Source organism: Pseudoxanthomonas sp. CCNWLW251, assembly GCF_037402255.1.
In the GTDB taxonomy this organism is placed as follows: Bacteria; Pseudomonadota; Gammaproteobacteria; order Xanthomonadales; family Xanthomonadaceae; genus Pseudoxanthomonas_A.
In genome coordinates this window covers 1,303,343-1,316,785 of the sequence record NZ_JBBEGA010000001.1, presented here as the reverse complement: position 1 = coordinate 1,316,785, position 13,443 = coordinate 1,303,343, and the positions used below count along the sequence as shown (strand labels likewise).

The 13,443-nt window shown below is 68.0% G+C and carries 9 protein-coding genes; 3 read left to right on the top strand and 6 right to left on the bottom strand.

The features are described from left to right. Positions 1–43 precede the first annotated feature (43 nt). From WBN46_RS06210 to WBN46_RS06200, 3 genes are all read right to left on the bottom strand, one after another. Positions 44–1,393, bottom strand: coding sequence for a TolC family outer membrane protein (locus WBN46_RS06210; protein WP_337730741.1), 1,350 nt, complete (start codon positions 1,391–1,393; stop codon positions 44–46). A gap of 21 nt (positions 1,394–1,414) precedes the next feature. Beyond that, entirely contained in the window at positions 1,415–2,071 is a 657-nt protein-coding gene (locus tag WBN46_RS06205; RefSeq protein ID WP_337730740.1) for a protein-L-isoaspartate O-methyltransferase, read from the bottom strand. Positions 2,072–2,218: 147 nt separating this feature from the next. Then, on the bottom strand, positions 2,219–2,890 hold the full coding sequence (locus tag WBN46_RS06200) for a TetR/AcrR family transcriptional regulator (protein ID WP_192200062.1): 672 nt from the start codon (positions 2,888–2,890) through the stop codon (positions 2,219–2,221). Positions 2,891–2,969: 79 nt separating this feature from the next. Between WBN46_RS06200 and WBN46_RS06195 the strand changes: the two genes are divergently transcribed. The 3 genes from WBN46_RS06195 to WBN46_RS06185 all read left to right on the top strand — a co-directional run bounded on the left by WBN46_RS06195 (position 2,970) and on the right by WBN46_RS06185 (position 10,331). Further along, positions 2,970–4,109 (top strand): efflux RND transporter periplasmic adaptor subunit, encoded by a 1,140-nt coding sequence (locus WBN46_RS06195; RefSeq protein ID WP_337730739.1) that lies wholly within the window; start codon positions 2,970–2,972, stop codon positions 4,107–4,109. A 4-nt stretch (positions 4,110–4,113) separates the two neighbouring features. Beyond that, the gene (locus tag WBN46_RS06190) at positions 4,114–7,284 is read left to right on the top strand and encodes an efflux RND transporter permease subunit (RefSeq protein WP_337730738.1); all 3,171 of its coding nucleotides are present in this window, start codon (positions 4,114–4,116) and stop codon (positions 7,282–7,284) included. An 80-nt stretch (positions 7,285–7,364) separates the two neighbouring features. Then, entirely contained in the window at positions 7,365–10,331 is a 2,967-nt protein-coding gene (locus WBN46_RS06185) for a two-component regulator propeller domain-containing protein (RefSeq protein ID WP_337730737.1), read from the top strand. 22 nt (positions 10,332–10,353) lie between these two features. On the opposite strand, the gene leuB is transcribed toward WBN46_RS06185, so the two are convergent. Genes leuB through leuC form a run of 3 tightly spaced genes read right to left on the bottom strand, consistent with a single transcriptional unit; the run spans position 10,354 to position 13,434 of the window. Then, on the bottom strand, positions 10,354–11,442 hold the full coding sequence (leuB, locus tag WBN46_RS06180) for a 3-isopropylmalate dehydrogenase (protein WP_337730736.1): 1,089 nt from the start codon (positions 11,440–11,442) through the stop codon (positions 10,354–10,356). After that, a complete protein-coding gene (leuD, locus tag WBN46_RS06175; RefSeq protein ID WP_337730735.1) occupies positions 11,432–12,013 on the bottom strand; it encodes a 3-isopropylmalate dehydratase small subunit in 582 nt (193 codons plus the stop codon). Before leuD ends, leuB begins: the two co-directional genes overlap by 11 nt. Further along, positions 12,013–13,434, bottom strand: coding sequence for a 3-isopropylmalate dehydratase large subunit (gene leuC, locus WBN46_RS06170; protein ID WP_337730734.1), 1,422 nt, complete (start codon positions 13,432–13,434; stop codon positions 12,013–12,015). The genes leuD and leuC overlap by 1 nt, the downstream gene beginning before the upstream one ends. Positions 13,435–13,443 lie beyond the last annotated feature (9 nt).

The window sequence follows — 13,443 nt, the reverse complement described above, 5'->3', positions numbered from 1 at the left end:
GCTCGTCGGCGGCCTTCATTGCTTAGGAGCTTGACGTTCAAGCTCACTGTGTATCGCTAACTGGCGTAGACAGGCGTGCTTCGGCATCCGCAGTCAGCAGGCGGTTGACGTCCTGCACATCCGCACCATCCAGCGTGCCGGCTGCTTGTTCCAGCAACAGGCGGTTCTGCAGGAAGCGATACTTTGCCTCTGAATAATCCACCTGCGCCTGGAACAGCGTGCGCTGGTTCTGCAGCACGTCCAGCACGGTGCGGGTGCCGACTTCCAGGCCGACCTGCGAGGCATCCAGCGCGCTTTGCGCGGAGACCACCGCCAGGCGGCGGGCTTCCACTTCGCTGACGCCGGCGACCAGTGCCTGGTAGGCATTGCTGGTGTTGCGGATCAGCGCGCGGCGGGTCTGCTCCAGGCCGTCCGACGCGCGGTCACGCTGGGCCAGCGCCTGGCGCACGCCGGACTGGGTGGCGCCACCCGAGAAGATCGGTACGGTCAGGGTCACGCCCCAGTTGTAGCCTTCGCCGTCCTGCGACAACGTGCCCGGCACGCTGTCCCAGGCGGTGCCGTTGTTGTAGGCACCGCGGAAGTTCAACGTGGGATAGTGGCCCGCGCGGGCGCTGGAGACACCATGCTGTGCGGACTCCAGCGAGTACTCCGCCGACTTGAGATCGGGGTTCTGCTCCAGCGCGCGATCGACCCAGGTCTGGGCGTTCTGCTCCGCCGGCAGTTCCGGGCGGAAGTCATCCGGCAGACCCTTCAGCCCGCTGATCGGCTGGCCGGTGATCTCGGCCAGTGCACGGTAGCTGTCATCGAGGGAGTTGCGGGCCAGGATGGTGTTGGCGCGCGCGCTGTCGTACTGGGCGCGGGCTTCATGCACGTCGGTGATCGGCGCCAGGCCCACGTCCAGGCGCTTCTGCGCGTAATCGAACTGCTTCTTCGACGCGGCCTCGTTGGTTTCGGCGGCCGCCAGCGACTCGATGCCGATCAGCACGTTGAAATACGCGGCCGAGGTGCGGGTGATCAGCTCATTGTTCGCCGAGGCCAGATCGTAGTCGGCGGCCTGGCTGATGGCGCGCTGGCCACGCAGGTTGGCGATGCGGCTCCAGTCGAAGATTGTCTGGTTGACCGAGGCACCGTAGCTGCGGCTCTTGCCGTCACCCAGCGGATCGCCCGGCCGGCTGTCGTGCGTCAGCGTATAGCCCGCGCTGCCGGTGATCTGAGGCAGCAGCGCTGCACGTGCCTGCACCGCGCCTTCCTTGTCGAACAGGCGGGTGGATTCGGCGATGGACAGCTGAGGGTCGCCTGTGCGCGCCAGCTCATAGGTCTGCATCAGGTCGGTGGCGCCGGCCGCAGACGGCAGGGCCAGGGCGAGCGCTAGTGCGAGGGGGCGACGGCTCATGCGGGTTCCTTTTTTTAATCTTCAGAAGACGAACTGGGGCGCCGGCGCGGCGCCGACCAGGTAGGGGAGGTCGGTTTCGAACAACGATTCGATGCGTGGGCCGTTGACATCGTTGACGTGCAGCACGGCTTCCATCACCGGCGACGTACCCCGCACGACGAACAGGCGGCCACCGGGGCGCAGCCATTGCACGAAGCGGGCAGGCACGCTGGCCATGGCACCGGTCACGCAGATCACGTCGAAGCGGCGGTCGGTGTCCCACGTCAGCGCGTCGAGGGCGTCGATGCGGACGTTGCTGCCCAGGCCAGCGGCATCGAGGCGCGCACGCGCAGCCTCGGCGAATTCGGGGTGGATCTCCAGGCTGACGACGTCGCGCGCCAGGTGGCCCAGGCAGGCGGTCAGATAGCCGCTGCCGGTGCCGATCTCCAGCACGTCCTCATCGGCCTGCGGCTTCAAGGCCTGCAGGGTGCGGCCTTCGACGACGGGCTTCATCATCGACTGGCCGTGGCCCAGTGGCAGTTCCAGGTCCGCATACGCCAGCGCGCGGTGCGAGTCCGCCACGAAGACCTCGCGCGGCAGCGTGGCCAGCGTTTCCAGCACGCGCGCATCCAGCACGTCCCAGGGACGTACCTGCTGCTCGACCATGTTTTCGCGGGCCTGGGTGTAGTTGATCGTCATGGGGGTGGTTATCCGACGCGGGGGGCTGGGCCGGGCATTTTACCGGGCTGGCCCCGTCCGCGCTGGGCAAGGATCGGGGCAGCCCCCATGGCGGGCGCAGTGCCGGAAGTCATCGCCACCTCCGGCGCGCGGGGCTGGCCTTCAGCTTCAGCGCCGTCCATAGGCCCTCAGGAACATGTCCACGGTGGCGTCGATATGCCGCCGGGTGTCGAGCTGGCCGGGCTGGCTGCACAGGCCGCATGTCATGCGGGCATGCAATTCGCCCTTTATGAGGGTGAAGAACTGGATCGAGGCCGTCGCCACGTCGGGGATGTCCAGCTCTCCTTTGGCAACCTGCGCCTGCAACAGTGCCGCGAACGCTTCATGGGTGCGCTGCGGGCCGGCTTCCCAGAAAGTTCGCTTGAGTTTGTCGTCGATGTTGCCCGGGACCATCATCATGCGGTGCGTGCTGATGGCCTCTTCGCTGGTGATCAGCGCGAAGAAAGCCTGTGCGATGGCTTTCAGCTGTTCGCGCAGCGAGCCCTTCAGCTCGATCTGGAACAGCGTGTCGGGGAGCATTTCCTCGCACTTGGCCTGCACGGCGGCGGCGAACAGGGCGTCCTTGTCGCCGAAGTGGCTGTAGACCGTCAGCTTGGAGACGCCCGCCTCGGCGGCAATCTGGTCCATGCTGACGCCGTTGAAACCCTCGCGCGCGAACAATTGCTTGGCGGCCTCCAGGATCGCGGCACGCTTGCCGAGATCCTTCGGGCGGCCGGGACCGCTGGTGGCGGGCTTGGCGGGGGGCTTGCGACGGCTGGCGGAAGTGGGCGGGCTGACCATGTCTTAATACTAGACTACTCGGTTCGATATTTATACTATACCGCCAAGTCTACTAATTGAAGTCGTCATGGAGCGGTGTATGCGCCATATGCGCTGGAACGGAGTGTTCGGAATCGTGCTGCTCGGCCTGGCCGCGTGCGGTGCGGAGCAGCCTGTGGAATCGCCGCGCCCCGCGCTGGTGGTCCACCCTGGCGGTGGCGCCGAGGCCGTCCTCTCGGCGTATGCCGGCGAGGTGCGCGCACGCGAGGAGAGTCCGCTGTCGTTCCGTGTCGGCGGCAACCTGGTGCGTCGCAATGTCGACGCCGGTGCACGCGTGCAGAAGGGCGAGGTGCTCGCGCTGCTGGACGCGGGCGACTTCGCGCTGCAGGCACAGGCCGCGCAGGCGCAACTTGCTGCGGCCGACGCCGACCTTGTCCGTGCGCGTGGCGACCGGGACCGCTACGCGAAGCTGGTCGGCGACAAGTTGATCAGCCAGTCGGCGTACGACGCGCAGGTTGCCGCGTACAAGGCGGCCGAAGGCCAGGCGCGTGCCGCACGTGCGCAGATGGACGTGATGCGCAACCAGGAAGGCTATTCGCAACTGCGTGCTCCGCGCGACGGTGTGATCGCCAGTCGCCAGGCCGAAGCCGGCCAGGTGGTCGCGGCCGGGCAGACCGTCTTCACCCTGGCCGCCGATGGTGGACGCGAAGTGGCTATCGGCCTGCCGGAGAACCGCATCCGTGATTTCAGCGTAGGCCAGCCGGTGATGGTCGAGCTGTGGAATGCGCCCGGCCAGCGCCTGCCCGGGACCATCCGGGAGATCGCGCCCGCTGCCGACGCGCAGACGCGCACCTATGCCGCGCGCGTCAGCCTGGTGGGCGACGCGCAGCAGCAGGTCGAACTGGGCCAGAGCGCGCGCGTCTACGTGCAGGAAAACGGCAGCAAGGCCGCATTGAAGCTGCCGCTGTCGGCCATCCAGCGTGGAAGTGAGGGCAGGACCACGGTGTGGATCGTCGATCCCGCGACCGGCAGGGTGCGTGCGCAGGTGGTGCAGCTGGGGCGGTATGGCGAAGCCTCGGTGCCGGTGCTGGGCGGAGTGAAGGCCAGCGACTGGGTCGTCGCGGCCGGCGGACATCTCCTGCGCGAAGGGCAGACCGTGGTGCCGGTGGACCGCAACAACCGCCCGCTCCGGGTCGCCGCGGGTGGCGATGCGGCCAACATCGCATCGCGCCCGGAGTAACGGCATGCGCCGCTTCAACCTTTCCGAATGGGCACTGACCAACCGCAGCCTGGTGCTGTTCCTGATGATCCTGCTGGGCATCATCGGTGCGTGGTCGTACAAGCACCTGGGCCAGTCCGAGGATCCGCCGTTCACCTTCAAGGCGATGGTCGTGCGAACGGTATGGCCGGGCGCGACCGCCGAGGAAGTCTCGCAGCAGGTGACCGAGCGCATCGAGAAGGCGCTGATGACCACCGGCAACTACGAGTTCATCCGCTCGTACTCGCGTCCCGGTGAATCGCAGGTGATCTTCATGGCGCGCGACTCCATGAAGTCGAAGGAAATTCCGGACCTCTGGTACCAGGTGCGCAAGAAGGTCGGCGACGTCCGTGCCACGCTGCCGAGCGGCGTGATCGGTCCGTTCTTCAACGACGAATTCGGCGACACGTTCGGCAACATCTATGCGCTCACCGGCGATGGCTTCGATTACGCGGTGATGAAGGACTATGCCGACCGGATCCAGTTGGAACTGCAGCGGGTGGACGACGTCGGCAAGGTCGAACTCGTCGGGCTGCAGGACGAGAAGATCTGGATCGAGCTGTCCAACACCAAGCTGGCCACGCTCGGCATTCCGTTGAGCGCGGTCCAGCAGGCGCTGGAAGAACAGAATGCGATGACGCCGGCGGGCTTCTTCGAAACGGCGAGCGATCGCGTGCAGTTGCGCGTGAGCGGCGAATTCAGTTCGGTGGACGAGATCCGGGAGTTCCCGATCCGCGCCGGCGGCCGTACGGTGAAGCTGGGCGACATCGCCGAGATCAAGCGCGGCTTCGCCGATCCCGCGGCGCCGCGCATGCGTTTCATGGGCCAGCCCGGCATCGGCATCGCGGTGGCGATGAAGGACGGCGGCGACATCCTCAAGCTCGGCCAGACGCTGGAGACCGAGTTCCAGCGCCTGCAGAAGACCCTGCCGCTGGGCATGGAATTGCGCAAGGTGTCGGACCAGCCGGCCGCTGTGGAGGAATCCGTGGGCGAATTCGTCCGCGTGCTCGCCGAAGCGGTGATCATCGTGCTGCTGGTCAGCTTCTTCTCGCTGGGCCTGCGCACCGGGCTGGTGGTGGCGGTGTCCATCCCGCTGGTGCTGGCGATGACGTTCGCCGTGATGCACTACTTCGGCATCGGCCTGCACAAGATCTCGCTGGGCGCGCTGGTGCTGGCGCTGGGCCTGCTGGTCGACGACGCGATCATCGCGGTGGAGATGATGGCCATCAAGATGGAGCAGGGCTTCGATCGCCTGAAGGCGGCCAGCTTCGCCTACGAGTCCACGGCGTTCCCGATGCTGACGGGCACGCTGGTGACGGCGGCCGGCTTCCTGCCGATCGCCACGGCGGCGTCCAGCACGGGGGAATACACGCGGTCGCTGTTCCAGGTGGTGACCATCGCGCTGGTGGTGTCGTGGGTCGCCGCGGTGCTGTTCATTCCCTACCTGGGCGACAAGATGCTGCCCGACCTGGGCAATCCGCAGCCGCCGAAACCGGGTTCGTTCGCGGCGCGCTGGCACGGGTTCCGCGCGCGGCTGGCCGATCGCTGGCCGCAGTACGGCGCGTTGCTGGCGCCGAAGCCGCATGACGCGCATGACCACAATCCGTACCACACGCCGTTCTACCAGCGGTTCCGTGGCTGGCTGGCGTTCTGCCTGCGTCGCCGCTGGCTAGTGATCGGCGTCACCGTCGCGGCGTTCGTCGCGTCGATCGCGCTGTTCCGCTTCGTGCCGCAGCAGTTCTTCCCGGATTCGGTGCGCCCGGAACTGATGGTGGACCTGGAACTGGCCGAGGGCAGTTCGCTGAAGTCCACCGATGCGCAGGCGCGCAAGCTGGAGAAACTGCTGGCCACGCGCAAGGGCATCCAGAACTACGTGGCCTACATCGGCACCGGTTCGCCGCGTTTCTACCTGCCACTGGACCAGCAGTTGCCGCAGGCGAATTTCTCGCAGTTCGTCGTGTTGACGGATGACGCCCGGGCCCGCGAGGACGTGCGCCGCTGGCTGATCGACGAGGTCGGCCCGCAGTTCCCCGAGCTGCAGTTCCGCGTGACGCGGCTGGAGAACGGGCCGCCGGTGGGTTATCCGGTGCAGTTCCGCATCTCCGGCGAGCACGTCGACCGCGCGCAGGCGATCGCGCGGCAGGTGGCGGAAAAAGTGCGCGCGAACCCGCACGTCACCAACGTCAACCTGGACTGGAGCGAGCCCAGCAAGGTCGTGCGGCTGGAGATCGACCAGGATCGCGCACGCGCGCTGGGTGTCAGCACGGCGCAGGTCTCGCACTTCCTGTCGGGTTCGCTGTCGGGCCTGAGCGTGAGCACCTATCGTGAAGGCAACGAACTGGTCGAGATCCTGTTGCGGGGACCGGACGAAGAGCGCGCCCGCCTGGACCTGCTGGGCAGCCTGGCCGTGCCGACCAGCAACGGCGGCAGCGTGCCGCTGTCGCAGATCGCCAACCTCGAATACGCGTTCGAGGACGGCATCATCTGGCACCGCGACCGTCTGCCGACAGTCACCGTGCGCGCCGACATCCGCAATGATGACGTGACGCCGCCCACGGTGGTGCAGCAGATCCTGCCGACGCTGGACGGGATACGCTCGCAGTTGCCGCAGGGCTACCTGCTGGAGACCGGCGGTACGGTGGAGGATTCCGGGCGCGGGCAGAAGTCCATTGCCGCCGGCATGCCGTTGTTCCTGCTGGTGGTCACCACGCTGTTGATGCTGCAGCTGCGCAGCTTCTCGCGGGTGGCGCTGGTGCTGCTGACCGCGCCGTTGGGCCTGATCGGCGTGACCCTGGCATTGCTGGTGTTCCGGGTGCCGTTCGGTTTCGTCGCCATGCTGGGCACCATCGCACTGGCCGGCATGATCATGCGCAACTCGGTGATCCTGGTGGACCAGATCGACCAGGACATCCGCGCCGGGCATGACCGCTGGCACGCGATCATCGACGCCACCGTGCGCCGCTTCCGTCCCATCGTGCTGACCGCACTGGCGGCGGTGCTGGCGATGATCCCGCTGTCGCGGAGTGCCTTTTTCGGCCCGATGGCGGTGGCGATCATGGGCGGCCTGACCGTGGCCACGGTGCTGACGCTGTTCTTCCTGCCCGCGCTGTATGCGGCATGGTTCAAGGTCAAGCCGGAGCAGGGCGCCGGTCCGTAACGCCCCGCGCGCGGCGGGGTTCAAAGAAACCCCCGCCGCAGCCGATACTGCACAGGTCGAAGACCTCCGGACCCGGTGCCGTGCGCTGCCTGCTGATCCCCGGCCTCTGCCTGTTGGCCCTGTTCGTCGGCGCGCCCGCGTGGGCGCTCGACCCTGCGCGCAAGGTGGAGGAGTACACGCTTGCGCGCTGGACCATGGAGGACGGGTTGTCGCACAACCTGGTGCACGCCCTCAGCCAGGATGCCGAGGGCTACCTGTGGACCGGAACATGGGAAGGCGCCGCGCGGTTTGATGGTCGCCGCTTCACCCAGTACGACGCGGGCACCGTGCAGGGCCTGGAAATCGAGGGCGTGCGTGCCATCACGCCCCATCCCGAGGGCGGCATGGTGCTCAGCCTGGGGCGTGTCGGCCCCGGCTTGCTGCGGTTTCACCAGGGCCGCTGGCAACGCCTGCCCGGACGTGCCGGCACCTTGCCGGACGTGTCGGTGCTGCGGTTCGGCCCGGACGGGGTGTTGTGGATCGGTACCGATCATTCCCTGTTCCGCCTCGACGGCGATGGTCGCCTGCACGACGTCGGCAGCGCACACGCGCGCCTGGCCAACGAGCGCGTGCTGGCGATCCTGCCGTTGCCCGACGGGCAGGCGCTGGTGGGCAACCGGCACGGCCTGTTCCGGATCGCCCAGGGCCGGGCCAGCGACTGGGGACGCGCGATGGGCCTGCCCGAGACCTCTGTGCTTGCCATCCAGCCTTCGCGCTGGGGCGGCATGTTGGTGGGAGGAAGCGGGGGCGCATGGCGGATCGAACGGGGTCGCGCGCAGCAGATCACCGGCGCGCGCGCCGAGGCCATGCTGGAGGACCGCAACGGCAATCTGTGGATCTCCACCCTGGATGGCCTGCGCCGGTATGTGCATGGGCGCCATGAGACGCTGGGAGAGCGCAACGGCCTGATGGGTCGCCTGGCCCCGGCCCTGTTCGAGGATCGCGACGGCCTGCTGTGGGTGGGCACCACGAACGGGTTGTTCCGCATCTCCGACGGGCCCGTCTTCGGACTTGGACGCAGCAACGGCCTGCGCGACATCTACGTGCGCGCCATCATCGAACGGCCGGGGCAGGGCGTCTGGATCGGTCATCCGATGGGCGTGGACGCATGGGAGAACGGTCGCAGCCGCGCGGTGTCGCTGGCATTCGATGGCAAGCCCGACCCCTCCGTGCTGTCGATGGCCAACGCGCGCGACGGCGGGCTCTGGGTGGGAACCTACGACCAGGGCGTGATCCACCTGCCTGCTACCGCTGACACCAAACAGACGCTGCCCTGGCGCATCGACGAAGCACGGGGCCTGCCCTCCAACCATGTGCGCGCCCTGCTGGAGCGCGCGGACGGCTCATTGTGGATCGGCAGCAACGAGGGCCTGAGCGTGTACCGGGAGGGGCGCATCGTGCGGCACTACAGTGCCGCCGACGGCCTGCCCGAAGGAAATGTCTACGTCCTGTACGAAACCGGCGAGGGCGGGATGTGGATCGGCACCAGCAACGGCATGGCGATGATGCGCCGTGATGGGTCGCTGCGGACATGGACGCCGGGCTCCGGTTTCCCCGCCGTGGCCGCGTTCGACTTCCTGGCCGATCCCGATGGCAGCCTGTGGATCGCGACCGATCGCGGCCTGCTGCACTGGCGGGACGGGCGGTTCGTGCAGTTCGATCATCGCCAGGGCCTGCCCAACAACCGTCTCTTCCGGTTGCTGGAAGACGACAACGGCGATTTCTGGGCATCGAGCAACCGGGGCGTGTTCCGTATCTCCCGACCGGCGCTGACGGCGGTGGAAAACCATCACCTGGCCCGCTTGCCGGTGGAGGCATTCACCCACGCCGATGGTCTGCCCAGCAGCCAGGCCAACGGCGCGAGCGCACCGGCGGGATGGCGCATGCGCGACGGCAAGCTGTGGTTCGCGACGGCAAACGGCATTGGCGTGATCGATCCCGACGACGCAAGGCGCCAGCGCGCCCAGGGCGTCACACTGGTGATGGAAGCCGTGGAAGCCGACGGCCGCGTGTTGCCCATGCAGGCGAGCCATGATCTGGCCGCAGACACGCGACGGGTGGTGATCCGTTTCACCGGCATCAACCAGCGCGCACCCGAGCGCCTGCGTTATCGCTACCGCATGGTGGGCTTCGATCGCGACTGGATCGAGACCGACGACGGCATCGCCCACGCCGCCGTGTACACCAACCTGCCCTCCGGACAGCTGCGCTTCGAGGTCCAGGTGATGAATGCGCCCGCGGATTGGAGCAAGCAGGACGCCGTGGTGACGCAGGCGGTGGCGTTCGACAAGGCGGCGCCGTGGTGGCAGCGCGCATGGGCGATGGCGGCTTACGCGCTGCTGCTGGCGCTGGCCGGCTGGGGCATCCTGCTGATAGCGATGCGGCGCCAGCGGCGCCGGCAGCGCAGGCTTGAAGCGCTGGTGGACGCACGCACCTCGGAGCTGAGCGACAAGAACGCGCAGCTCGAGCGGGCCAGCCAGGCCCATGCCCACCTGCTGGAACAACTGGCCTACCAGGCCGGGCATGATCCCCTGACCCGTCTGGCCAATCGGCGCGCGGGGGATGCGTTCCTGGCCGATGCGCTGGAGGCCAGCCGTCGCGAAGGCCGTCCGCTCTGCGTCGCCTTGATGGACATCGATCACTTCAAGTCGGTCAACGACCGCTATGGGCATGCGTTCGGTGACGACGTGCTGTCGCAGGTGGCGGCGCTGGCCGGGCAGCTGGCAGGCGATCAGGAAGGCGTGCTGATCGCGCGCTACGGCGGCGAGGAATTCCTGGTGTGCCAGCAACTGCCGTGGACCGTTGCGCGCGCGCGGCTGGAGGCGCTGCGCGAGGGCATCGCGCAGGCCAGCATCGAGGCGCCGGACGGCAGCGCGCTGCGCTGCACGGTCAGCATCGGCATGGCCGAACTGCAGCCGGGCCAGGACCTGCGCGATCTGCTGCGCGTGGCCGACGAACGCCTCTATCGTGCCAAGGAGCGGGGGCGCGACCGGCTGGTGTCGAACTGACAGGCGCGGCGCATCCGATTGCTCAGTCGCGCAGTTCCGCCACGTAGCAATGCGCCTGCATCTGCTCGATGACCGCCTGCGCCGCGACCTGCGTGGACACGCCGCGACCGCCGGTGGCCAGGTCGTTGGTGAAGACCTGTGCGTTGAGCGCGCCATCCACGGCCCGCTCGATGCAGTCGGCCTCTTCGTGCAGGCCCAGCGAGTGACGCAACAGCAGCGCACAGCTCAGGATGGTCGCGTAGGGATTGGCGATGCCCTTGCCTGCGATGTCGGGCGCGGAGCCGTGGATCGGTTCGTACAGGCCGATCTTGCCATCGCCCAGCGAGGCGGACGGCAGCAGGCCCAGTGAACCCGCCAGCATCGAGGCCTCGTCGGTGAGGATGTCGCCGAACATGTTCTCGGTGACGATCACGTCGTACTCGCGCGGTTTGGCCAGCAGGTGCATCGCCATCGAGTCGACCAGCTGGTGCTCCAGCTTCACGTCCGGGAATTCCTCCCGGCCGATCCGCGTGGCCACGTCGCGCCACAGGCGCGAGGTCTCCAGCACATTGGCCTTGTCCACCGACACCAGGTAGCTGCGGCGCTGGCGCGCCAGCCTGAAGGCGCTGCGTACCACGCGCTCGATCTCGGTGACGCTGTAGCTGCACAGGTCGCTGGCGCCGCGTGCATCGCGGGTCTTCTCGCCGAAGTAGATGCCGCCGGTCAGCTCGCGCACCACCACGATGTCCACGCCGGTGAGCAGGTGCGGCTTGATCGGCGATGCATTCAATGCAGCCGGGTGCGGACGCACCGGGCGCAGGTTGGCGAACAGGCCCAGGCCCTTGCGCAACGCCAGCAGGCCCTGCTCGGGGCGGACCTTCGCATTGGGGTCCGACCACTTCGGGCCGCCGACCGCGCCAAGCAGGACGGCGTCGGCCTGCTGGCAGCCCTGCAGCGTGGCCTGCGGCAGCGGCTCGCCGTGACGGTCGATGGCGATGCCCCCGATGTCGTATTCGTGGAAGTCGAAGGTATGGCCATGGCGCCGCGCCAGTGAGCGCAGCACGGTGAGGGCGGCAGCGGTGACCTCGGGACCGATCCCGTCACCGGGCAGGAGGGCGATATCAGCGTGCATGGCGGGTGGCCTCGTAATGTTCGATGTCGTTGTGGCGGGCCAGCAGGTAGCCCAGTTCGTCCACGCCTTCCAGCAGGCAGGTCTGCGCGAAGGCATCCAGCGGGAACGCGAAGACGGAGCCGTCGGGCGTGCGCAGTTCCCGGCTCGCGATGTCGACGACCAGCTCATCGTCCGGCCGCTGCATCAGCGACTGCACGATCTCCTCCGGCAGCACCACCGGCACCAGGCCGTTCTTCAGGCTGTTGTTGCGGAAGATGTCGGCGATCTCGCTGCTGACGATGGCGCGCAGGCCGAGATCGGTGAGGGCCCACGGCGCATGCTCGCGCGAGGAGCCGCAGCCGAAATTGCGCCCGGCCAGCAGGATCTGCCTGCCGGCGTTCTCCACCTGGTTGAACGGGAACGCCGGGTTCGGCGAACCATCGGCCTGCCAGCGCCAGTCGTTGAAGGCGTTCTTGCCCAGGCCGGCACGTTCGGTCGTGGACAGGAAGCGTGCCGGGATGATCTGGTCGGTATCGATGTTGGTCTGCGCCAACACCACGCTCTTGGAGCGCAGTTCGCGGAAGCCGGGCATCACGCCACCTCCTTGTGTGCGGCGAACAGGTCGCGCGGATCGCTGACACGTCCGTTCACCGCCGCCCATGCGGCTGTCAACGGCGACGCCAGCAGCGTGCGCGCGCCGGGCCCCTGGCGGCCTTCGAAATTGCGGTTGCTCGTGCTGACGGCCAACTGGCCCGGCGCCACCAGGTCGCCATTCATCGCGATGCACATCGAGCAGCCGGGCTCCCGCCATTCGGCACCGGCAGCACGCACGATGGCATCGATGCCCTCGGCCTCGGCTTCGCGCTTGACGATCTCCGAACCCGGCACGACCAGCATGCGCACGCCCGCGGCGACCTGGCGGCCGCGCAGCACCTGCGCCACTTCGCGCATGTCGCGCAGGCGGCCGTTCGTGCACGAACCGACGAACACCACGTCCACCGGCGTGCCTTCCAGACGCTGGCCGGCGCTCAGGTGCATGTAGTCCAGCCCCTTCTGCGCGGCCGCATCGGCGGGCGCGGGAATCGGTGCGTCCACCGCGATCGCGGTGCCGGGGTGCGTGCCCCAGGTCAGGGTCGGGCGGATGTCGGCGGCCTCGATGCGTACCTCGGCATCGAATGCGGCGCCGTCCTCGCTGCGCAACGTCTTCCAGTAGGCGACCGCCGCATCGAAGGCTTCGCCCTTCGGCCCGCGCGGCGTGCGTGCCACCCAGTCGAACGTGGTCTGGTCGGGGGCCACCATGCCCGCGCGCGCGCCGGCTTCGATCGACATGTTGCACAGGGTCATGCGCTGTTCCATGTCCAGTGCCTCGATCGCGCTGCCGCGGAACTCGATCACATGGCCGGTGCCGCCATTGACGCCGATCACGCCGATCACGTGCAGCACGATGTCCTTGGCGCCCACGCCCGGTGCCAGCGCACCGTCCACGGTGATCGCCATCGTCTTCGGCTTGCGCTGCAGCAGGCACTGCGTGGCCAGCACATGGCCCACTTCACTGGTGCCGATGCCGAAGGCCAGCGCGCCGAACGCACCATGCGTGCTGGTGTGGCTGTCGCCGCATACGATGGTCATGCCGGGCAGGGTGAAGCCCTGCTCGGGCGCGATGACGTGGACGATGCCGCGGTTCGGCGACGCCATGTCGAACAGCTCGATGCCGTGCTGCGCGCAGTTGCGTGCCAGCGTATCCACCTGCGTTTCGGCGGCCTGCGTGTAGTAAGGCAGCTTCCCGTCCGGGCCAGCGGGCAGGGTCGGTGTGGAGTGGTCCATCGTCGCCTTGGTGCGGTCCGGGCGGCGCGGCGACAGGCCGCGCGCCCCGAGCTCGGTGAAAGCCTGCGGCGAGGTGACCTCGTGGATCAGGTGCAGGTCGATGTACAGCACGGCGGGCGCCGCGTCGGTCTCGGGGACGACGACGTGGGCGTCCCACAGTTTGTCGAACAGGGTGCGTGGCGCAGTCATGCAGAGGTT

What these genes read in the sequence shown, in the direction of transcription:
- WBN46_RS06210 (WP_337730741.1), bottom strand. Translation starts at nt 1,393, where the DNA reads ATGAGCCGTCGCCCCCTCGCACTAGCGCTCGCCCTGGCCCTGCCGTCT.
- WBN46_RS06205 (WP_337730740.1), bottom strand. Translation starts at nt 2,071, where the DNA reads ATGACGATCAACTACACCCAGGCCCGCGAAAACATGGTCGAGCAGCAG.
- WBN46_RS06200 (WP_192200062.1), bottom strand. Translation starts at nt 2,890, where the DNA reads ATGGTCAGCCCGCCCACTTCCGCCAGCCGTCGCAAGCCCCCCGCCAAG.
- WBN46_RS06195 (WP_337730739.1), top strand. Translation starts at nt 2,970, where the DNA reads ATGCGCCATATGCGCTGGAACGGAGTGTTCGGAATCGTGCTGCTCGGC.
- WBN46_RS06190 (WP_337730738.1), top strand. Translation starts at nt 4,114, where the DNA reads ATGCGCCGCTTCAACCTTTCCGAATGGGCACTGACCAACCGCAGCCTG.
- leuB (WP_337730736.1), bottom strand. Translation starts at nt 11,442, where the DNA reads ATGCACGCTGATATCGCCCTCCTGCCCGGTGACGGGATCGGTCCCGAG.
- leuD (WP_337730735.1), bottom strand. Translation starts at nt 12,013, where the DNA reads ATGCCCGGCTTCCGCGAACTGCGCTCCAAGAGCGTGGTGTTGGCGCAG.
- leuC (WP_337730734.1), bottom strand. Translation starts at nt 13,434, where the DNA reads ATGACTGCGCCACGCACCCTGTTCGACAAACTGTGGGACGCCCACGTC.